This is a genomic window from Lysobacter sp. OAE881, assembly GCF_040546665.1.
Classification (GTDB): Bacteria; Pseudomonadota; Gammaproteobacteria; order Xanthomonadales; family Xanthomonadaceae; genus Lysobacter_J; species Lysobacter_J soli.
Genome location: NZ_JBEPOG010000001.1, coordinates 3,162,058 through 3,182,009 on the forward strand (window position 1 = coordinate 3,162,058; position 19,952 = coordinate 3,182,009).

At 67.4% G+C, this 19,952-nt stretch carries 15 protein-coding genes; 9 read left to right on the forward strand and 6 right to left on the reverse strand.

Annotated features, from left to right (window positions below; genetic code table 11):
* Nucleotides 1-31 precede the first annotated feature (31 nt).
* The 3 genes from ABIE51_RS14580 to ABIE51_RS14595 form a co-directional block, all read right to left on the reverse strand.
* On the reverse strand, nt 32-1,108 hold the full coding sequence (locus ABIE51_RS14580; protein WP_115842853.1) for a polyketide cyclase: 1,077 nt from the start codon (nt 1,106-1,108) through the stop codon (nt 32-34).
* A gap of 434 nt (nt 1,109-1,542) precedes the next feature.
* The gene (locus ABIE51_RS14590) at nt 1,543-2,184 is read right to left on the reverse strand and encodes a response regulator (protein ID WP_115842852.1); all 642 of its coding nucleotides are present in this window, start codon (nt 2,182-2,184) and stop codon (nt 1,543-1,545) included.
* Nucleotides 2,181-3,374 carry a sensor histidine kinase gene (locus tag ABIE51_RS14595; RefSeq protein ID WP_115842851.1) on the reverse strand — a complete coding sequence of 398 codons (1,194 nt, stop codon included), beginning with the start codon at nt 3,372-3,374 and terminating at the stop codon, nt 2,181-2,183. The genes ABIE51_RS14590 and ABIE51_RS14595 overlap by 4 nt, the downstream gene beginning before the upstream one ends.
* 184 nt (nt 3,375-3,558) lie before the next feature.
* Here ABIE51_RS14595 and ABIE51_RS14600 point away from each other — a divergent pair, with 184 nt between their 5' ends.
* From ABIE51_RS14600 to ABIE51_RS14640, 9 genes are all read left to right on the forward strand, one after another.
* On the forward strand, nt 3,559-4,158 hold the full coding sequence (locus tag ABIE51_RS14600) for a GNAT family N-acetyltransferase (protein WP_115842850.1): 600 nt from the start codon (nt 3,559-3,561) through the stop codon (nt 4,156-4,158).
* 8 nt (nt 4,159-4,166) lie between these two features.
* Nucleotides 4,167-4,937, forward strand: coding sequence for a septum site-determining protein MinC (minC, locus tag ABIE51_RS14605; protein ID WP_192631255.1), 771 nt, complete (start codon nt 4,167-4,169; stop codon nt 4,935-4,937).
* Between the two features lie 25 nt (nt 4,938-4,962).
* A complete protein-coding gene (gene minD, locus ABIE51_RS14610) occupies nt 4,963-5,772 on the forward strand; it encodes a septum site-determining protein MinD (RefSeq protein WP_192631256.1) in 810 nt (269 codons plus the stop codon).
* 2 nt (nt 5,773-5,774) lie between these two features.
* Entirely contained in the window at nt 5,775-6,041 is a 267-nt protein-coding gene (gene minE, locus ABIE51_RS14615) for a cell division topological specificity factor MinE (protein WP_115842847.1), read from the forward strand.
* A 155-nt stretch (nt 6,042-6,196) separates the two neighbouring features.
* Nucleotides 6,197-6,676, forward strand: coding sequence for a hypothetical protein (locus ABIE51_RS14620; RefSeq protein WP_192631257.1), 480 nt, complete (start codon nt 6,197-6,199; stop codon nt 6,674-6,676).
* A gap of 232 nt (nt 6,677-6,908) precedes the next feature.
* The gene (locus ABIE51_RS14625) at nt 6,909-8,936 is read left to right on the forward strand and encodes a M2 family metallopeptidase (protein ID WP_192631258.1); all 2,028 of its coding nucleotides are present in this window, start codon (nt 6,909-6,911) and stop codon (nt 8,934-8,936) included.
* A 126-nt stretch (nt 8,937-9,062) separates the two neighbouring features.
* A complete protein-coding gene (locus ABIE51_RS14630) occupies nt 9,063-10,514 on the forward strand; it encodes an amidohydrolase family protein (protein WP_192631259.1) in 1,452 nt (483 codons plus the stop codon).
* Between the two features lie 55 nt (nt 10,515-10,569).
* On the forward strand, nt 10,570-11,658 hold the full coding sequence (locus ABIE51_RS14635) for an aromatic ring-hydroxylating oxygenase subunit alpha (protein WP_192631260.1): 1,089 nt from the start codon (nt 10,570-10,572) through the stop codon (nt 11,656-11,658).
* Nucleotides 11,659-11,823: 165 nt separating this feature from the next.
* Nucleotides 11,824-13,107 carry an amino acid permease gene (locus ABIE51_RS14640; RefSeq protein ID WP_192631261.1) on the forward strand — a complete coding sequence of 428 codons (1,284 nt, stop codon included), beginning with the start codon at nt 11,824-11,826 and terminating at the stop codon, nt 13,105-13,107.
* Here the strand turns inward: ABIE51_RS14640 and ABIE51_RS14645 are convergent, their stop codons facing one another.
* The 3 genes from ABIE51_RS14645 to ABIE51_RS14655 all read right to left on the reverse strand — a co-directional run bounded on the left by ABIE51_RS14645 (nt 13,108) and on the right by ABIE51_RS14655 (nt 19,794).
* The gene (locus tag ABIE51_RS14645; RefSeq protein ID WP_192631262.1) at nt 13,108-14,361 is read right to left on the reverse strand and encodes a multidrug effflux MFS transporter; all 1,254 of its coding nucleotides are present in this window, start codon (nt 14,359-14,361) and stop codon (nt 13,108-13,110) included.
* A gap of 60 nt (nt 14,362-14,421) precedes the next feature.
* The gene (locus tag ABIE51_RS14650) at nt 14,422-14,841 is read right to left on the reverse strand and encodes a VOC family protein (protein ID WP_192631263.1); all 420 of its coding nucleotides are present in this window, start codon (nt 14,839-14,841) and stop codon (nt 14,422-14,424) included.
* Between the two features lie 153 nt (nt 14,842-14,994).
* Nucleotides 14,995-19,794, reverse strand: a complete 4,800-nt coding sequence (locus ABIE51_RS14655; RefSeq protein ID WP_192631264.1) for an ESPR-type extended signal peptide-containing protein — start codon at nt 19,792-19,794, stop codon at nt 14,995-14,997.
* Between the last annotated feature and the right edge of the window lie 158 nt (nt 19,795-19,952).

Genomic DNA, 19,952 nt, shown 5'->3' on the forward strand with positions numbered 1-19,952 from the left:
TTTCGTGAAGCGTCGGCGTGAGCCGGGCGTCTTACTTGACGGCCCAGAACACGTCGAAGGTGCCTTCTTCGGTGAACGCAGCCGGCACACCGCCGGTCCACGCTTCGTACGGACGGTCGACCGTCTCGTAACCGTGCGTCAACGCCCAGCCACGCAGCGCGTCGCGGACCTTCGGCAGGTTGGCCATGTGGCCCTTGAAGCCCGGGACGACGGCGACGCGCGCCGGCTCGTTGAACGCGAAGGTCACCGGACCTTCGAGCTTGACGTCCAGCTTCTCGCTGCCGTCGGCGGCACCGATCTTCTTGACCGGCTGGGCGACGTCGAAGGAGTACATCTCCGAACCGAACTCGTTGGTCACGATGCGGACCGGGCCGGCCGGCTCCAGGCCGTTGGCGGCCATCACCTTCTTGATCCACTCCATGTTGGAGTTGATCTGGCCCATGACCTTGTCGTTGGTGCGCTCGACCGCGGCGGTGACGACCAGCAGGTTCTCGGCCGGGCGATCGACGATCTTGGGCGCCTTCGACGGGTCGGCCTTGCTCAGCTCGGCGTAGTCGTAGTTCGGCACGGCGGCGAGCATGTTGGTCAGGCGGGTCAGGCCCATCTTCATGTCTTCGCCGACGTTGCTGCTGACGTACAGGCCGGCGTAGCGGCCGATCAGGTTCCAGCCGTAGTCGACGTCATAGGTCTGCGTGATCTGCACGTTGCGGCCACCGCGGCCGGTCGGACGCAGGGTGAACTCGGTGCGCTTGTTGCGACCCGGCTCGATGTCGGTCAGCGCATAGGCGACGCGCTTGCCCGGATCGCTGGCGGTGATCTCCCAGCTGCCCTGGCGCAGGCCCTTTTCCTTGGAGTTGTAGTCAAGGCGCGCACCCACGCCCGATTCCGGGCCGGAGAGCTTCAGCTCGATCTTCGGGTCGCGCAGGACGAGCGGGTTCCAGTCCTTGAAGCGCTTCAGGCTATTGAGGCTGTCGTACACGATGGTGAGCTTGCGGTTGGTCTCAACCGAATGCTCCAGGTGACGGCTCGACGGCAGCGCGATGCCTACGATGAGGAACAGCGCGGCCACGATGGCCAGGGAAATCAAAATCTCGATCAGACGGGTCATTCAGGTTTCTCCGAGGGCGCCGGTACCCGGTTGACCGGGACACAGACCCGCAATCGTATCAAGGAAGCCGCGGGCGGGGCAGCTGTCCGGGCAAGAAAAGTAAGGTGGGGAAAGGCCGCCTGGCGCGGCGCCCCGAGCCATTGCGCGGACCGGCCAGTCCGGAGCCGGGCGACCCGACAGGGTCGGCAAGGTGCGGCCCGGGAATGCCGGGGCGCGGTCGACGGCTTTGCCACTTCGGGCCCGTTCCGCGTGCGGAAAAGGCCCGGTACCGACCGCGCTCAGACCAGCTGCAACTCGAAGGCCTTGAGCACCGCACGCGTGCGATCGCACACGCCGAGCTTGGACAGGGTGAGCCGCCATCGCATGCGAGGCATTGCCTCGCATGCGATGGCGGCGAACGCCCGGCGCGCTGCGCCGGGCCGGGCATCCTGCGCTCAGACCAGCTGCAACTCGAAGGCCTTGAGCACTGCACGCGTGCGATCGCGCACGCCGAGCTTCGACAGGATGTTCGAGACGTGGTTCTTGATCGTGCCTTCGGCGACGCCGAGGGAGTTGGCAATTTCCTTGTTGGAAAAGCCGCCGGCCATCAGGCGCAGAATCTCGGTTTCGCGTTCGGTCAGCGGATCGGGGCGATCGAGGCTGACGAAGTCGTTGCGCATGTGTTCCAGGCCGGACAGCAGGCGCTGCGTCACCGCCGGCTGCACGAGCGATCCGCCGTCGGCAACGGCCTGGATCGCGCTCACCAGCTGTTCGAGCGAGACGTCCTTGAGCAGGTAGCCCTTCGCGCCCGCCTTCAGGCCGGCCAGCACCAGCTGATCGTCGTCGAAGGTGGTCAGGATGATCGTCGGCGGCAGCGTGTTGTTGCGCGCCATGTGCTGCAGCGCCTCCAGGCCCGACATCACCGGCATGCGCATGTCCATCAGCACCACGTCGGGCTTGAGCTGCGGAATCAGGTCCACCGCCTGGCGGCCGTCGCCGGCTTCGCCAATTACCTCGATGCCTTCGGCCAGCGCCAACAGGGAGCGGACGCCCTGCCGGACCAGCGTCTGGTCGTCGACTATCAACACACGGATCATGCGATGGCTCCTTCGCAGGCGGCGGCCGCAGCCGCCGAGGCCGGCAACGTCAGGTGCAGGCAGAAGCCCGCACCCAGCCGGGTTTCGATCTTGAGGTCCCCGCCGTGCGCCTGCAGGCGCTCGCGCATGCCGCGCAAGCCGTTGCCGGCGACGAGGTTGTCGCTTCCGTTGCCGTCGTCGCGCGCGCTCATGACGATGCAGTCCGAACGCCGCCCGGCGTTGATCCACAGGTTGCGCGCGCCGGCGTGGCGCACGGCGTTGGTGATGATTTCCTGCGTGCAGCGCAGCAGCACGTGCGCACGCTCGGGATCGTCCAGCGTCAGCGGCGCCTGGATGTCCATGTGGATGTCCAGCGCCGGCACGTTCTCGGCCAGCGGCAGCAGCGCGGCCGACAGGTCGATCGCCCCGCCCTCGCGCAGCTGGCTCACCGCTTCGCGCACATCGGTCAGCAGCAGGCGCGCGAGCGTGTGCGCCTGCTGGACGTGCTCCTTCACCCGGCCTTCCGACAGGTGCCCGGCGACTTCCAGGTTGAGGCTCAGCGCCGTGAGGTGATGGCCGAGCAGGTCGTGCAGTTCGCGCGAGATGCGCGTGCGTTCGTTCACGCGCACGCTCTCGCCCAGCAACGCGCGCGTGGCGCGCAGTTCGGCGTTGAGGCGGCGCTGCTCCTCGCGGGCTTCGGCCTGCTGGCGCGCGACCAGCGCGGTGACGAAGACCAGGCTGGAGAAGCCCATGTAGGTCACCGACTGGAGCACGGCGACCATGGGCGGGAAATCCAGCGCCTCGACGAACAGCGGGATGATCGCGACGTTGCCGCCCACCAGCAGCGCCAGGCCCCAGCGCACCGGCATCAGCCACGGCAGCAGGCCGGCCACGACCATCAGCAGGATCGAGCCCAGGCCCGTGCGCGAGAAGTAACCGACCCCGATCGCGCACCCGGTGAGGACGAGCAGCAGGACCTTGTCGAGCGCCCCGCTCGGCCGTCCGAGCTGGCGGCTGATCCACCAGTAGATCAGCCCGAACGCGAGGTAAACCACGAGCCAGCGCAGGATCTGCAGCGCCGGCGGGCCTTCGGTGTCTGGACTGAGGATGGTCGGATCGAACCAGACGCTGAGCAGCCAGAGGCCCACGGCGCCCCAGGTGAACAGGCCCGCGTAGCGCAGCAATCGGGTGTGGTTGAGGCGGGCCAGCATGCCGGCATGCTAAACGCATCAAGGGTCTGGGGAGCCGTCCGAAAGTCATGTCTCAGCGGTCGCCCGCATCTTCCCATGGCGTCGTCGGCCGCGCCGTGACGGGTCGCCCGGGGGAGTCGGCCATGCGATAATCGCGACGCCGGCCGCGCTTTGCGCCCGGTCCGAAGCACAGCTGGAGCCTGGAATGTCGATCGTCGTCCGCGACGTGCGTGAGCACGAGCTGGATTCCGTCCTTGCCCTCAACAACGCCGCCGGCCCTGCGATCCTGCCGCTGGATGCGGCGAGACTGCGTCACTTCTTCGATACCGCCGAATACTTCCGCGTCGCCGAGCGCGACGGGGCCATCGCCGGCTTCCTGATCGGCGTGGGCAGCCACACGAATCACGACAGCAGCAACTTCCGCTGGTTCTGCGAGCGTTACCCGAATTTCTTCTACATCGACCGCATCGTGGTCGCCAGCCGCCGTCGCGGCGGCGGCGTCGGACGTGCGTTCTATGCCGACGCCCAGAGCTACGCCGAACTGCGCTATCCGCAGATGGCCTGCGAGGTGTTCCTGGAAGGCACCAACGACCCCGCCCTGCTCTTCCACGGCAGCTTCGGCTTCCACGAGGTCGGGCAGCACGTGATGGAAGAGGCCGACGTGCGCGCCGCGATGCTCATGAAGCCGCTGTGCAGCTACGCCTGGGTCCGCGAGACCTACGGCGACGCGCTGCCGCAGGCGCCGTGGATCACCCGCCCGCGCAACGCCGTCGCCGCGCAACGCCTGACCGGTACCGCCCTGTGAGCGCCGCCATGGACTTCGAACTGGCCGGCGAACTGAAGATCGGCCAGGTCGGCATCGCGAACCTGCGCATCCGCACCCTCGACGTCGCCAGGCTCACCGAGGAAATGCGCGGCCGCGTGCAGCGCGCGCCGAAGCTGTTCGCGCGTGCGGCGGTGGTGATCGACTTCGGCGGCCTCACGCGCACGCCGGACGAAGCCACCGCACGCGCCCTGATCGAAGGCCTGCGCGACGCCGGCGTGCTGCCGGTGGCGCTGGCCTACGGCACGACGGAGATCGAGCGGCTGTCCGAAGCGCTCGGCCTGCCGCTGCTGGCGAAGTTCCGCGCCTCCTACGAGCGCGACGAGCAGGCGCCGCCGCCCGCGCCGACCATTCGCGAGCCAGAGCCCCCGCCGCCGCCGAAGGCCGCGAAAAGCGCGCCCGCCGCCGCGGCGCCGGCCGTCGCGAACGTCGCCCCGGGCATGATCCAGTCGGCACCGGTGCGTTCGGGCCAGCAGATCTACGCCGAAAACCGCGACCTGACCGTACTGACAACGGTGGGCGCCGGTGCGGAGGTGATCTCCGACGGCTCGGTGCATATTTACGGACCGTTGCGCGGTCGCGCCCTCGCTGGCGCCAAAGGCAACGAACAGGCCCGCATCTTCTGCCGCGAGTTCCATGCCGAACTCGTCGCGATCGCGGGCCACTACAAAGTGATGGAAGAAATTCCGAAGGAACTGCGCGGCAAGGCCGTGCAGATCTGGCTCGAAGACCAACAACTAAAGATCGCGGCTCAGGATTGAGACCGCACTACCGGAGGATTGTTTAGTGGCCGAAATCATCGTAGTCACCTCGGGCAAGGGCGGCGTGGGCAAGACCACCACCAGCGCCAGCCTCGCGTGCGGTCTCGCCCGCCGTGGCCACAAGGTCGCCGTCATCGACTTCGACGTCGGCCTGCGCAACCTCGACCTGATCATGGGCTGCGAGCGTCGCGTCGTGTACGACTTCGTCAACGTCGTCAATGGCGAGGCGAATCTGAAGCAGGCGCTGATCAAGGACAAGCGTTTCGAGAACCTGTATGTGCTCGCCGCGTCGCAGACGCGCGACAAGGACGCCCTGACGAAGGAAGGCGTGCAGAAGGTGCTCGACGACCTGGCCGCCGAGGGCTTCGACTACATCGTGTGCGACTCGCCCGCCGGCATCGAGAAGGGTGCGTACCTGGCGATGTACTTCGCCGACCAGGCGCTGGTGGTCGTGAACCCGGAAGTCTCGTCCGTTCGCGACTCCGACCGCATCCTCGGCCTGCTGGCGTCGAAGACGCGCCGCGCCGAGAACGGCGAGCGCATCAAGGAACACCTGCTGCTCACCCGCTACAGCCCCAACCGCGTGGAAACGGGCGAGATGCTGTCGGTCGGCGACGTCGAGGAAATCCTCGGCCTGAAGACGATCGGCGTGATCCCCGAATCGCCGGACGTGCTCAACGCGTCCAACAAGGGCGAGCCGGTCATCCTGGAAACCGAGTCCAACGCGGCCCAGGCCTATGACGACGCCGTCGCGCGCCTGCTGGGCGACACCCGGCCGATGCGCTTCATCACTGCAGAGAAGAAGGGTTTCTTCAGCAAGATCTTCGGAGGTTGAGGATGGGCTTGTTCGATTTCCTGCTCGCCAAGAAGCAGACCGCCACGATCGCCAAGGATCGCCTGCGCATCATCGTCGCGCACGAACGCGCCGGCCGCGGCAGCAACAGCCCGGATTACCTGCCGATGCTGCAGCGCGAGTTGCTGGAGGTGATCCGCAAGTACATCAACGTCGACGCCGAATCGGTGAAGGTTGACCTGATCGGCGAAGGCGACAGCAAGGTATTGGACATTTCCGTCGCGCTGCCGGAAAACCCGGCGCAGGCGTGATCGCCTGATCCCTTCTCCCGCCCGCGGGAGAAGGTGGCCGAAGGCCGGATGAGGGCAGCCCAGAGCTGCCGCTCCGTCCGCCGTCACCTGCCCTCTCCCGCAAGCGGGACTCACCTTGCCCTCTCCCGCAAGCGGGAGAGGGGACGAAACCCGCAATGCTCACCCTCGCCGACATCTCCTTCGACGCCACCGCCGCGCTGCTCGCGCGCTACGGCCTGGCGTTGCATCGCGTCGCCGACGGCGTGGCGATTCCCGGCAGCTACTGGGGCGAATGCGAAGCGGGGCTGATCGGACACAACGTCTACGCGCGCGGCGACACGCCGGTGCATTCGCTGCTGCACGAAGCCGCGCACCTGATCGTCCTGCCGCCCGAACGCCGCGCACAGGTGCACACCGACGCCACCGACTCGATCGAGGAAGAAGACGCCGTGTGCGTGCTGCAGGCGCTGCTCGGCGATGCGCTGCCGGGCGTGGGACGCGAACGCGTGCTCGCCGACATGGACGGCTGGGGCTACACGTTCCGGTTGGGCTCGGCGAAGGCGTATTTCGAACGCGATTCCGATGCCGCATGGGAATGGCTGCAGGTGCGCGGCCTGGCCGATCTGGCAACGCGTTCCCTGGCGGGGCCTCTCTAAGCCGTCATTTCCGCGAAGGCGGGAATCCAGCCGCCCGCTGCAATTCCGCCTTCCGGAAGGCATGACGCGTTTGAGCGCTGGATCCCCGCCTTCGCGGGGATGACGGGCTGTCGCGACCCAGTACCCGCCGCGCTGCACCGCACCAATCTTCCTTCCCTTGCGCCCGTCCCGCGCCGCCTCTAGCCTTCCGGGGCCGCCGTCTGGCGGGCAGTTCACTCCGGAGAGAGCCATCATGAAACCCGTACGCGCGCTCCTCGCGCTCAGCATCACCGCGGCCGCGATCGGCCTGGGCGGTTGCAAGAAGGAACCGACCCCGACCACCACGACCACCGGAGCGCCGACCACCGCGCCGGCCGGCGAGACCGCCGACCAGTTCATCGCCCGGGTGAACGACGAGTACCGGAAGATGTATCCGGAGATGACCGCCGCGCAGTGGCTGTCCTCGACCTACATCAATGACGACAGCCAGCTGCTGTCGGCCAAGGCCAACGAGCGCTACCTCGCCCAGCTCAACAACTGGATCGAGCAGGCCAAGCGTTTCGAAGGCCAGCAGATGTCGCCGGAAACGGCGCGCGCGATCCAGCTGCTCAAGCTCGGCACCGCGATGCCGCCGCCGAAGGATCCGGCCAAGCTCGAGGAACTGACCAAGATCGCCACGCGCCTGGAAGGCATGTACGGCGCCGGCACTTACTGCACCGGCGAAGGCGACGCGAAGCAGTGCCGCCAGCTGGGCGACTTGGAAGACGTGCTGCGCACCAGCCGCGACTACGACGAGCAGCTGCAGGCGTGGCAGGGCTGGCACACCATCTCCAAGCCGATGCGCGGCGATTACACGCGTTTCGTCGAACTGGTGAACCAGGGCGCGCGCGACATGGGCTTCGCCGATACCGGCGAGATGTGGCGTTCGGGCTACGACATGACGCCCGCCGAGATGGCCACCGAAACCGACCGCCTCTGGGGCCAGGTCAAGCCGCTGTACGAACAGCTGCACTGCTATGCGCGCACGCGCCTTGAAGCGAAGTACGGCACCGACCGCGGCCACGTTGCCGGCAACATGCTGCCCGCGCACCTGATGGGCAACATGTGGCAGCAGGACTGGGGCAACCTGTGGGACATCCTGGCGCCGTATCCGAACGCCAGCGTTCCGGAGATCACCACCGCCCTGGAGTCGCAGTACCGCGCCACGCACGACGCGATGCTCGCGAAGAACCCGGGCAAGCGCGCGCCGGCGGAACTGGCGCAGCTTGAGCAGGACGCCCGCCTCGCCTCGGCCAAACTGATGAGCGAGCGAGCGCAGGACTTCTACACCTCGCTGGCCATGCAGAAGCTGCCGGAGAGCTACTGGACGCACACGCAGTTCATCAAGCCGCGCGATCGCGACGTGGTCTGCCACGCCAGCGCATGGGACATGAACATGGCCGGCGACGTGCGCATCAAGATGTGCATCAAGCCGAACGAGGAAGATTTCACGACGATCTACCACGAGCTCGGCCACGTCTATTACTACCTGGCGTACAACAAGCTGCCGCCGCTGTTCCAGCAGGGCGCGCACGACGGCTTCCATGAAGCCATCGGCGACACGATCGTGCTGTCGATGACGCCGAAGTACCTGCAGTCGATCGGCCTGGCCGGCGAGCAGCAGGTCAGCGACGAAGCCGTGGTCAACGCGCAGATGCGCATGGCGCTGGCGAAGGTCGCGTTCCTGCCGTTCGGCCTGATGATCGACCGCTGGCGCTGGGGCGTGTTCGACGGCTCGATCAAGCCGGCCGACTACAACAAGGCCTGGTGGGAACTGAAGGCGAAGTACCAGGGCGTGGCGCCGTCGACGGCGCGCGGCGAGGAGTTCTTCGACGCCGGCGCGAAGTACCACGTGCCGGGCAACACGCCGTACACCCGTTACTTCTTCGCGCACGTGCTGCAGTTCCAGTTCTACAAGGCGCTGTGCGATGCGTCGGGCTACAAGGGCCCGCTGCACGAGTGCAGCTTCTACGGCAACAAGGAAGCTGGCGCACGCTTCCAGGCGATGCTCAGCAAGGGCGCGAGCCAGCCGTGGCAGAAGACGCTGAAGGAACTCACCGGCGGCGAGCAGATGGACGCCTCGGCGGTGCTGGAATACTTCGGCCCGCTGCAGACCTGGCTGAAGCAGCAGAACGAAGGCAAGACCTGCGGCTGGCAGGCGGATGCGACTGCCGCAGCAGCACCGGCGCCTGCGACCACGCCGGCTGCTCCGGCGAAGCAGGAAGCGCCGAAGCAGGGCTGAGTGTCGTCCTGACCGCGCAAAGGAAACGGCCGGCCCTGCCGGCCGTTTTCTTTTCTGCGACATCGCGCCGCATTCCCGCCAACCTGCGTAGCGCGGACGCCACCGCGGCACGCGTATGGTGACGGGATGAACAAGCATCTGATTTTCCTCGCCATCGCCGCCACGCTGCCGTTCGCCGCGAACGCCGCCGAACGCGTCGACCTGCTCATCCGCGACGCCACCGTCGTCGACGTCGTCTCCGGAAAACTCCAGCCGCATCGCACGATCGCCGTTCGCGACGGACACATCCTCGCCATCGCCGATGCGAAGCAGGCGAAGCGATACGAGGCGCCGCAGGTCGTCGATGCGCAGGGCAAGTTCGCCATCCCCGGCCTGTGGGACATGCACGTGCATTTCGGCGGCGGCGACAAGTTGATCGAGGAAAACCGCAACCTGCTTCCGCTCTACCTCGCGCACGGCATCACCGCGGTGCGCGACTGCGCGGGCGATCTGAGCCCGAGCGTGCTGCAGTGGCGCGACCAGGTGAGCAAGGGTGAGCTCGCCGGCCCGCGCATCTTCACCTCCGGCCCGAAGATCGAAGGCTACAAGTCGATCTGGCCGGGCGACATCGAGATTGGCAATACGGCTGAACTCAATGCAGCGCTCGATCAGTTGCAGGGCTGGAAGGTCGACTTCGTCAAGATCACCGACAACACGCTGTCGCCGGAGCTGTTTCTCGCTGCGGTGAAGGAAGCCGACCGTCGCGGCATGAAGACCTCCGCGCACGTGCCGTATTCGCTCACGCTCGAAGAAGTGAGCGCGGCGGGCCTGGATTCGATCGAACACTTCGACTACGCCTACAAGGCCGGCTCCCCGCTGGAGAAATCGCTCGGCGGGAAGATCGCCAGGGGCGAGATCAACAGCCGCGATGCGTGGACGCAATGGAACGCCACCTTCGATCCCGCGCGTGCGATGGCGGCCTACCGCAACCTCGCCGCGCACGGCACCGCGATCACGCCGACGATCAACGGCAGCCGCGTGGTGACCTACCTCGACCAGGACGACCACAAGGGCGACCCGTACCTGAAGTACATCGGCCCCGGTTTGCAGGCCACCTACACCTGGCGCGTCGAACGCGCGGCGAAGGACGACGCGCAGGCCGTCGCGCGTCGCCACGAGCGCTTCGAGACCAGCGCGGGCGTGCTGCCGATGATGCAGAAGGCCGGCATGACGATCCTCGCGGGCACCGATGCGGGCTTCCTCAACTCCTACAACTACCCCGGCATCGGCCTGCACCAGGAACTGGGCTGGCTCGTGCATTACGGCCTGACGCCGACGCAGGCGCTGCAGGCGGCGACGATCAACGGCGCGCGCTTCCTCGGCCACGCGGATGAATACGGCACGCTGCAGGCGGGCAAGATCGCCGACGTCGTGCTGCTCGACGCCGACCCGCTGCGCGACATCGACGCCACGCGCCGGATCCACGCTGTCGTGCAGCGCGGCCAGGTGCACGATCGGGCCGACCTCGACGCGATGCTGGCCGACGTCGAACGCCGCGTTGCGGCGCAGCAGGCCGCGGCTGCTTCGACGAAGCCCTGATCGCCGCCGCGCGCCGGCGCTTCCCCAATGGCAGGGGCGGTCGTACCCTGCGCGCATGAACCGCGCCGACCGCCTCTCCGACCTCGCACCGCAGCCGCTCGACCACGCCACCGCCCTGCCCCCGCGCTACTACGTGGACGCGGCGATGCCGGCACTGGATCGCCGCGCGATCTTCGACGCAGGCTGGCAGCTGCTCGCGCACGTGTGCCAGCTGAAGGACGCCGGCGACCACGTCGTCGGCGATTTCGCCGGGCTGCCGGTGATCGCGGTGCGCGGCGCGGACGGCGAGATCCGCGTCTTCCACAACGTCTGCCGCCATCGCGCCGGGCCGATCGCCAGCTGCGACGGCCTGGCCGCCAAGTCGCTCCGCTGCCGCTACCACGGCTGGACGTACACGCTCGACGGCGTCCTGCGTTCCGCGCCGGAAATGGGCTCCGCGCCGGACTTCGTGCCCGGCGACATCCACCTGCCGCAACTGGCGGTGCGCGTGTGGCAGGGGATGGTATTCGCGGCGGTCGATGAAGCACGCGCGCCGGACTTCGACGCGTTCGTCGATGGCATCGACGCGCGACTCGGCCCGAACCGCCATCTCGAACGCTACGGCCACCATCGCCGCGTCGGCTACGACGTCGCGTGCAACTGGAAGGTCTACGTCGACAACTACCTTGAGGGCTACCACGTCCCGCACATCCATCCGGGATTGAACAAGCTGCTCGATTACCGCAGCTACATCACCGAAACCGCGCAGTGGTACTCATACCAGTTCAGTCCGCTGGAGAGCGGCGACGGCCTCTACGGCGATGGCGACGCGCTGTATTACTGGTTGTGGCCGAACACGATGCTCAACATCCTGCCCGGCCGCCTGCAGACCAACCGCGTGGTGCCGAAGGGCGTGGATCGTTGCCGCGTCGAGTTCGACTTCTACTACGCGATGGACGACAGCGACGAAGCGCATCAGCGCCGCGAGGCTGACCGCGATTTCAGCGACGAAGTGCAGCTGGAAGACCTGACGATCTGCGAGGACGTGCAGCGTGGGCTGTCGTCGGGGTCGTACGAACCCGGCCGGTTGAATCCGCTGCGCGAGAACGCGGTGCATCATTTCCATGAGCTGTTGCGGGCGGTGTATCGGGCGGATGGAGGGTAATGCCGTCATTCCCGCGAAGGCGGGAATCCACACTTCAGCGCGTCAAGTTTCCTGAAAGCAGAGCCACATCGGACAGATGGATCCCCGCCTTCGCGGGGATGACGACTCAAAAGCGACGCGCCGCCCTGCCCTTCGGCGTCCCCGACCTCGACCAGTACACCACCCATGACCCAAACCCGCCCTCTCGGCTTCTGGTCCGCCACCGCGCTCGTGGTCGGCAGCATGATCGGCTCCGGTGCGTTCCTGCTGCCGGCGGCGCTGGCGCCGTTCGGCGCGGCGAGCCTGCTCGGCTGGGGCATCACGCTCGCCGGCGCGATGCTGCTGGCGATCACTTTCGCGCGACTGGCGATGCGCTGGCCACAGACCGGCGGACCCTACGTGTTCGCGCGCAACGCGTTCGGCGAACTGCCGGGCTTCGTCATCGCGTGGAGCTACTGGATCTCGATCTGGTGCGCCACGGCCGCCATTGCCGTGGCGTTCGCCGGGAGCATTGGCGCGATCTTCCCCGCGCTCACCGCCACGCCGCTGCGCGCGGCGATCTGCGCGCTCGGCGCGTTGTGGTTGTGCAGCGGCGTGAACCTCATCGGCCTGCGCGAAGCCGGCGGATTGCAGCTGGTGACCACCGTGCTGAAGCTGCTTCCGCTGCTGCTGTTCGGCCTGGTCGCGATGTGGTTCGTCGATGCGAAGCACTACACGCCGTTCAACCCGACGATCGACAGCCTGCCACACGTCGCCAACGCCACCGTCGCATTGACGCTGTGGGCGATGCTCGGGCTGGAAGCGGCGACGGTGCCCGCCGGCTCGACCGAGAACGCACAGGCGACCGTGCCGCGCGCGACCGTGCTGGGTGCGCTCCTCGCGGGCGTGGCGACGATCCTCGCCTGCACGGCGGTGCTCGGCCTGTTGCCGCGCGAAGTGCTCGCGCAGTCGCAGGCGCCGATGGCCGATGCCGCAAGTTCGCTCTGGGGCCCGGCCGCGGGCGTGACGCTCGCCGTCGTCATGGCGATCTCCTGCTTCGGGGCGCTCAACGGCTGGATCCTGCTGTCGGCGCAGCTGCCGCTCGCCGCCGCGCGCGACGGCCTCTTCCCGGCCTCGTTCACGAAGCTCGACAAGGGCGGCACGCCCGTGGTCGGCGTGATCGTGAGCAGCGTGCTCGCCAGCGCGCTCGTCGCGGCGAACTACAGCCGCTCGCTGGTGCAGGTGTTCACGTTCTCGATCCTGCTCTCGACGGCCGCCACGCTGCTGCCCTACGTCGTCAGCAGCGCCGCGTGGCTGGTGCGCGGCACCGGCGCGGTGAGCCGCACGCTCGCCGCGCTGGCGCTGGGCTACAGCCTGTACGCGATGTTCGGCATCGGCACCGAAGCGCTCGTGTGGGGCGCGGTGCTGATCCTCGCCGGTTTCCCGCTCTATGCGTGGATGCGCCGACGCCGAGTCGCGGTCAGCGGCTGATTACAGCGTTTCGCCGGGGACGGTCGGCGTCGCCTCCGTGCCGTTGCGCATCCGCGACACGCGCGCTTCCCAGCGCCAGAAGCCGAACGCGATCGTCAGGAACGCGATGGCGGTGGCGATCAGCCACAGCGCGTGGTCGCTGATCAGCGGCGACAGCACGCCGGCGATCACCGCGTTGAGCACCAGGCCGGTAAATGCCTGCAGCGACGAGGCCGAGCCGCGCTGGCGCGGGTACATGTCGAGGATGGCAAGCGTCACGATGGGGAACACCAGGGCGATGCCGAACGCGTTGAGCATCATCGGCAGGACCGCCCACGGCACCTTCGGCACGTCGGTGAGCAGGTTGTAGCCGAGGTTGATCGCCATGGCGACGGCCGAGCACGCGAACCCGATCGACACCAGCTTCGCGCCGCTCACCTTGCCCGCGCTGCGGCCGGACACGAACGCGCCCAGGATCATGCCGCTGATCATCGGCACGAAGAACCAGCCGAACTCGCGCTCGCTGAGCTTGAGGATATCGAGCACGAACGCCGGCGCCGACGCGATGTACACCCACAGCGCGGCGAAGTTGAACGCCGCCGCAGCAGACAGGCGCTGGAAACGCGGATTGACGATGATGGCCACGTAATCGCGCAACAAACGTTTCGGCGCCAGTGGCAGGCGCGCCTGCGACGGATGCGTTTCCGGCAGCGCGCGCCACGTCGCGACGATCAGCACGATCGAGAACGCGACCAGGAACCAGAAGATCGCCGGCCAATGCGCGACGCCGAGGATCCAGCCGCCGATCACCGGTGCCAGCGCGGGCGCGACGCCGAAGATCATCGACACCTGGCTCATCAGCCGCTGCGCGTCGTCGCCGTGCAGCACGTCGCGAATCACCGCGCGGCCAACGATCAGGCCCACGCCCGACGACAACCCTTGCAACGCGCGGAAGGCGAGCAGCGTCGTCAGGTCCTTCGACAACGCGCAGCCGACCGAGGCGATGGCGAACACGATCAATCCGCCGAGGATCACGCGCCGGCGACCGATCGCGTCCGACAGCGGCCCGTGCACGATGCTCATGAGCGCGTAGGCGACCAGGTACACGCTGATCGTCTGCTGCATCGCGAGCTTGTCGGCACCGAACTGCGCGCCGATGGCCGGGAACGCCGGGAAGATCGTGTCGATCGAGAATGGCCCGAACATCGCCAGTCCGCCCAGCAGCAGGGCGAGGCGACGGACGGGAATGGACAGCGTGGCGGGTTGCGTGGGCATCGGCTCGGCGGAATTCGATTCTTGCGAATACGGACGCGATCGCGCCCGCATGTGTGACGGTCAGGCGTCCGGCGGGCCTTTCAGCTCGACGAGGTTGCCTTCAGGGTCGTACAGGTATTGCGATGGGCCCTCGCCCTCCGCGCCGTAACGCGAACCGAACTCCGCGACGCGGACTTCGTGCACGGTGAGGTGGGCGACGATCGCGTCCACGTCGAACGGTTCGACGCGCAGGCAGAGGTGGTCCATGTTGTGGCCTTCCTGGCCCGGCGCCGCGCCGCCCTTGCGGCCCAGCGTGCCGTCCACGTCGACCAGGTCGATCAGGCTGGCGCCGGCGCGAAGCTGGATCAGGCCGATGGCCTCCTGCCGGCGTTCGACGGTGCAGCCCAGCACGTCGCAGTAGAACGCCACCATCCCGGCGACATCGCGGACCCGCAGCACCACGTGGTCGATCTGCTGCAACTGGAACGGTGGTGACGGCATCGGCGGCATCCTGCGCACGGGCGCACAGGATACAGCCGGCTCCGTTTGCCGGACGCGCCGATTCGCGCGACCGGACGCTCGAAAGGACGAAGCGGTCGCCCGCTCCATCCTTCGTGTGGCCTCATCCCTGAGGCGCCCATGCTTCCGTGCCGCTTACAGCTTGTGCGCGAAGCCCACGCCGACCGAGTGGTCGTCGCCGCCGAACGCTGCGCCAAAGCTGATCTGGCTCTTCCGGCCAACCGGCTTGGCGTAGCCGGCGGAGATCGCGCCGTGGCCCTGCTCGGATCCCAGGCCGACCGACCACGCGCCGTTCGGGTTGCCCACCGCGGCCGCAGCGGCACCGGAGGCCATCTGCGCTTCGGCCATCGACATCGCACCCTGCGAGCTGATGCGGCCGTCCTGCTTCGCCATCTCATTCGACAGCTTGTCCATGCCCGTCCACACGTCGCCGAGCTTCTGGTCGGTGTAGCTATTGGCCTGGACCAGCACTTCGGTCGTGTTCTGCTGCAGGCGCTGGTTGAGCTGGCTGACGTTGACCGCGTCGTGGTCGGCCACGCCGTCGGCGACGTTGTGGATCGTCACCGCCGTGGTCGCGCCTTCGCCGCCCATCGTGATGCTGGACTTGTCGCCGGAGTCGTACGTGATGACCGACTTGGCTTCGCCATTGGCGGCGATGATGCCCGCCGACTTCAGCTGGCCCAGGTTCACTGCGTCGTTGTCGGCCTTGGCCGCCGCGACGCCCGTCACCACGCGGTCGCCCGCCGTGCCGGCCACGCTCACCGAGGTGCCGTCGCTGTCCTTGGCCACGGTGATCTGGCGCGTCGCCGCGTCCTGCTTCACCAGGCCCACTTCGCCATTGCTGATCTGCGTCGACAGGGTGTTGATGGCCGCAGTGTTGTTGGTGATCGCCGTGGTGTTCTGATAGACGCGGTTGTCGAGGTTGCTGACCGCGCCTTCAACGCCGCTAACCTGCGAGGAAGAACCATCGGCATTGGTCACCGTGTACGTCGGCGCGGTCACCGTGCCGTCGGCGTTGACCACCGAGCCGCCACCGAGCGCGCTCGCCATCGACTGGCTCACCGCGTGCAGCTGGCCGCCGTTGACGGCGTCCTTGCTGCCGGCTTCGACCTTGCCGTCGGCCACGTTCGTGAGCTTGCGGGCGTTGCCGTTCTTGTCGGCGAAGTCGACTTCGCTTCCGTCGGTGTCCTTGCCCACCGTCAGCTTCTGGCCGGCGCCGGCCTGCTGCACCATGCCGATGGTGCCGCTGCTGATCTGCGTGCTGATCGACTGGATCTGCGTGGTGTTGTTGTACACGCGCCCGTCGATGTTGCTCATCGCATCGCCCATGTTGGTCACGGCCGACTTCGAACCGTCGGCATTGGTGACGTAGTACGTCGGCGCGGTGATCGAGCCGTCGGCGTTGACGGTCGCGCCGCCGCCGATGGCATCGGCCATCTTCTTCAGCTGCGACACGTTGACCGCATCCTCGTCCTCGCCACCGGCGGCGACGCCCTTCAGGCGACGCGCGCCTGCCGAGCCGCGGAAGTCCACGGCCGCACCGGCCTTGTCCTTCGCCACGGTCACGATGCCGGCCGCGTCGTCGTACTGCACCAGGCCGATCTCGCCGCTGTTGAGCTGGTTGGTGATGGTGGACACCGAACCTTCGACGTTCGTCACGCGGCTGTCGATGTTGCTGACGTTCGTGTCGAGCGTGGCGATGCTGCTCTCGTTGCTGGTCACGCGGCCGTCGATGTTCGTCACGTCGGTCTTCAACGTGGTGATGTCGCCTTCGTTGGTCGACACGCGGCCGTCGAGGTCGGCGATGTCCGCCACGTTCTGCGCGACGACCTGGTTGGTCGCGTCCAGCTGGCCGCCGTTGACGGCGTCCTTCGAGCCGGCCGCGATCGTGCCGTCGGCGACGCCAGTGAGCCTGCGCGCACCCGCCGTGCCCTTGATGTCGACCACCGCACCGTCGGCGTCCTTCGCCACGGTGATGACGCGGGTCGTGGTGTCCTGCTTGACCAGGCCGATTTCGCCGGTGTTGAGCTGGTTGGTGATGGTCGACACCGAGCCTTCGACGTTCGTCACGCGGCTGTCGATGTTGCTGACGCTGGTGTTGAGCGTGGAAATGCTGTTGGTGTTGTTGGTGACGTCGGTCTTCAGCGTGGAGATGTCGCCCTCGTTGGTCGTGACGCGGTTGTCGAGCTGCGTGATGTTGCCTTCGGCGGTCGAGACGCGGCCGTCGATGTTGGTCACGTCGGTCTTCAGCGTGCTGATGTCACCTTCGTTCGTGGTGACGCGGCCGTCCAGCGTGGAGATGGCGGCGGTGTTCTGCGCCACGGCCTGGTTGGTCGTGTACAGCTGGCCGCCGTTGACGGCGTCCGTGCTGCCCGACGCAACCGTGCCCGCCGCGACCTTCAGCAGCTTGCGCGCCGAGCCGTTCTTGTCGGCGAAGTCCACCGCCGCGCCGTCCGTGCCCTTGCCCACCGTCAGGTTGGCGCCGGCGGCCGACTGCTGCACTAGGCCCGTCGTGCCGCTGCTGATGTTGTTGACCGTGTTCTGCAGATTGGTGATGTTGCCTTCCGCGGTCGTGACGCGGCCACCGAGGGTGGTGACGTTCGTGTTGATGGTCGAAATGTTGCCTTCCGCCGTCGTCACGCGACCGCCCAGCGAGCTGATGTCGGCGGTGTTCTGCGCGACGTTCTGATTGGTCGTGTACAGCTGGCCGCCGTTGACCGCGTCCGTGCTGCCCGACGAAACCGTGCCCGCAGCGACCTTCAGCAGCTTGCGCGCCGTGCCGTTCTTGTCGGCGAAATCCACCGCAGCACCGTCGGTGCCCTTGCCCACCGTGAGGTTGGCGCCGGCGGCCGACTGCTGCACCAGGCCGGTGGTGCCGTTGGAGATGTTGTTGACGGTCGTCTGCAGGCTGGTGATGGAGCTCGTGTTGCCGGCGATGTCGGTGGCGTTCTGCGCGACGGTGGTGTTGACCTTGCCCAGCGCCGAATCGACCTTGGCGAAGCCCGCGCCGACATCGGCCGCCGCACCGGTGGTACCGGCGATGGTGTTCGCGTTGGACAGCGCGTAGCTCGGCGCCTTGATCGTGCCGTCGGCATTCACCGCCGCACCGCCGCCGATGGCACCCGTCACACCCTTGAGCTGCGCGACGTTCACCGCATCGGTGTCGGCGGTGCCCTTGGCCATGTTCACGACCTGGCGTTCGAAGCCGGCCTTGCCGACCGACACAGTCATGCCGCGATCGGCGACCGACGCGTGGCCCAACGCCAGCGAATTGGCCGCAGTGGCCGTGGAGTCGCGCCCGAAGGCGACGGTATCCGTTGCGTCGGCCATGGCGCCGGTGCCGATGGCGAAGCCACTGGTGGTCGCGTTCGTCGTCACCCTGGCACCCATGCCGATCGCGATCGAGTTGATGGCGCCCGAAGCGACGCTCGCCTTGCGTCCAATGGCAAGCGAGTCCGTGCCTGCGGTGTACGAGTCACGACCGAACGCGATGCTGTCGGAGGCATCGACCTTGGCACCCGTCCCGATCGCGAAGCCGCTGGTGGTCGCGTTCGACGTAACGACCGCACTGCGACCGATGGCCAGCGAATTCATCGCACCGGCACCGATGTTGGCCTGGTAGCCCACCGCGAACGAGTCGTCGGCCGACACGGTCGCCTGGCGCCCAAGGGCGACGCTCTGGATCCCTTCCACTTTGGCAGCCGGCCCGATGGCGACCGAGTTGCTGGCCACAGACGTAGTGCTCGCCTGCGGCCCGATAGCCGTCGAGTCGATCCCGCCGGCCGTGGAATCGGACAGCGCCGAGTTGACGTGGAAATGCCGCATCGCCGAGGTCAGTTGTCCAACAGTCGCCGCGTCGGTAGCAACCGTGCCGTCTGCAACGTTGATGATCTGACGCTTGGTGGAGGTGGAACCCACCGACACTGCGTTGCCACGGTCGGCGACCGAGTTGGCGCCCAATGCGACGCCGTTGGCGGTGCTCGCCACCGCCCCCACGCCAAGCGCGGTGGCATTGAGGGCAGTCACGGAGGAAGTGGCGCCAAGAGCGGTACCGCCACCCTGCGTGACGGTGGTGCTGTCGCCAATACCGACCGCGTAGCCGAACCCGTTGCTGCCGTTGCTGGCCAGATCCAGCTTGGCATTGCCGCCGATGGCGATGCTGTGACCGTACTCCGCCTGAGCGTTGGCGCCGATCGCAATCAGGTCGGAAGTGTTCGGATAGGGAGCTTTTGCCCCGGCCTTGGCGCCTGTGCCGAGGGCGATCGAGTTGCCGCCACCGGCAATCGAGTTCGAGCCCACCGCAATGTTCGCGCTGTAGACGCCGAAGCCGCTGAGGCCAGCCTGCGACCCGCCACCGATGGCGATGCTCTCTCCAGTAAGCACAGTCGGATCCGCGCCTGCCGACGTCGCGCGGAACAGATGCGTCGCGTCATTCAGCTGCCCGAAGGTCGCCGCATCCGTGGCCGCCGTGCCGTTCGCCAGCCCGGTGATCTTCTGGCCGTCCATCGCGATGCCGCCGTGGAAGGTGGCGGTTTTCCACGTGTCGAGATAACCGCCGAGGTTCAGCGAGTCCTCGCTGCCGTTGGTCTTGTTGGAGGCGTAGAACACGGCGTCCGCGCCCGGGTTGCCCTGGCCGCTGGCCGAACCGGCGAGCACCGGGGCCAGGCACGCGCCGGCATTGGTGCTGGCGGTCCACGTGGTGGTGCCGCTGTCGGTGATGAGCTCACAGCTCGCGGTGGCTTCCTGCGGATCGCCGTTGACGACGACACCGGCATGCGCGGCGCCCATCAGGCTGCCCAGCACGCCGGTCACCAGCACGGCGGCCACGGCCACGCGCTCGCCGCCGCCCTGCTTCTTGCGGCCGGTGGCGAGTTCGGAAGCGACGACCCAGCGGCCGGTCACGGCGTTGAAAACGATGCGGTAGATCTTGTTCATGACATCACCTCGGTAAGGAAAGGACGTTGGGCGCGGTGCGCTTCGCAACGGAGGTGATGCTCGCGAGATGAGACTTTTGCTTATATGAGAGTTTTCTACGGCTTGGCCAAATCGTTGTCGGAAGCTGCTCTACGCGGGGTTGCGCGCGACTTTTTCGG

What these genes read in the sequence shown, in the direction of transcription:
- ABIE51_RS14580 (WP_115842853.1), bottom strand. Translation starts at nt 1,108, where the DNA reads ATGACCCGTCTGATCGAGATTTTGATTTCCCTGGCCATCGTGGCCGCG.
- ABIE51_RS14590 (WP_115842852.1), bottom strand. Translation starts at nt 2,184, where the DNA reads ATGATCCGTGTGTTGATAGTCGACGACCAGACGCTGGTCCGGCAGGGC.
- ABIE51_RS14595 (WP_115842851.1), bottom strand. Translation starts at nt 3,374, where the DNA reads ATGCTGGCCCGCCTCAACCACACCCGATTGCTGCGCTACGCGGGCCTG.
- ABIE51_RS14600 (WP_115842850.1), top strand. Translation starts at nt 3,559, where the DNA reads ATGTCGATCGTCGTCCGCGACGTGCGTGAGCACGAGCTGGATTCCGTC.
- minC (WP_192631255.1), top strand. Translation starts at nt 4,167, where the DNA reads ATGGACTTCGAACTGGCCGGCGAACTGAAGATCGGCCAGGTCGGCATC.
- minE (WP_115842847.1), top strand. Translation starts at nt 5,775, where the DNA reads ATGGGCTTGTTCGATTTCCTGCTCGCCAAGAAGCAGACCGCCACGATC.
- ABIE51_RS14620 (WP_192631257.1), top strand. Translation starts at nt 6,197, where the DNA reads ATGCTCACCCTCGCCGACATCTCCTTCGACGCCACCGCCGCGCTGCTC.
- ABIE51_RS14625 (WP_192631258.1), top strand. Translation starts at nt 6,909, where the DNA reads ATGAAACCCGTACGCGCGCTCCTCGCGCTCAGCATCACCGCGGCCGCG.
- ABIE51_RS14630 (WP_192631259.1), top strand. Translation starts at nt 9,063, where the DNA reads ATGAACAAGCATCTGATTTTCCTCGCCATCGCCGCCACGCTGCCGTTC.
- ABIE51_RS14635 (WP_192631260.1), top strand. Translation starts at nt 10,570, where the DNA reads ATGAACCGCGCCGACCGCCTCTCCGACCTCGCACCGCAGCCGCTCGAC.
- ABIE51_RS14640 (WP_192631261.1), top strand. Translation starts at nt 11,824, where the DNA reads ATGACCCAAACCCGCCCTCTCGGCTTCTGGTCCGCCACCGCGCTCGTG.
- ABIE51_RS14645 (WP_192631262.1), bottom strand. Translation starts at nt 14,361, where the DNA reads ATGCCCACGCAACCCGCCACGCTGTCCATTCCCGTCCGTCGCCTCGCC.
- ABIE51_RS14650 (WP_192631263.1), bottom strand. Translation starts at nt 14,841, where the DNA reads ATGCCGTCACCACCGTTCCAGTTGCAGCAGATCGACCACGTGGTGCTG.
- ABIE51_RS14655 (WP_192631264.1), bottom strand. Translation starts at nt 19,794, where the DNA reads ATGAACAAGATCTACCGCATCGTTTTCAACGCCGTGACCGGCCGCTGG.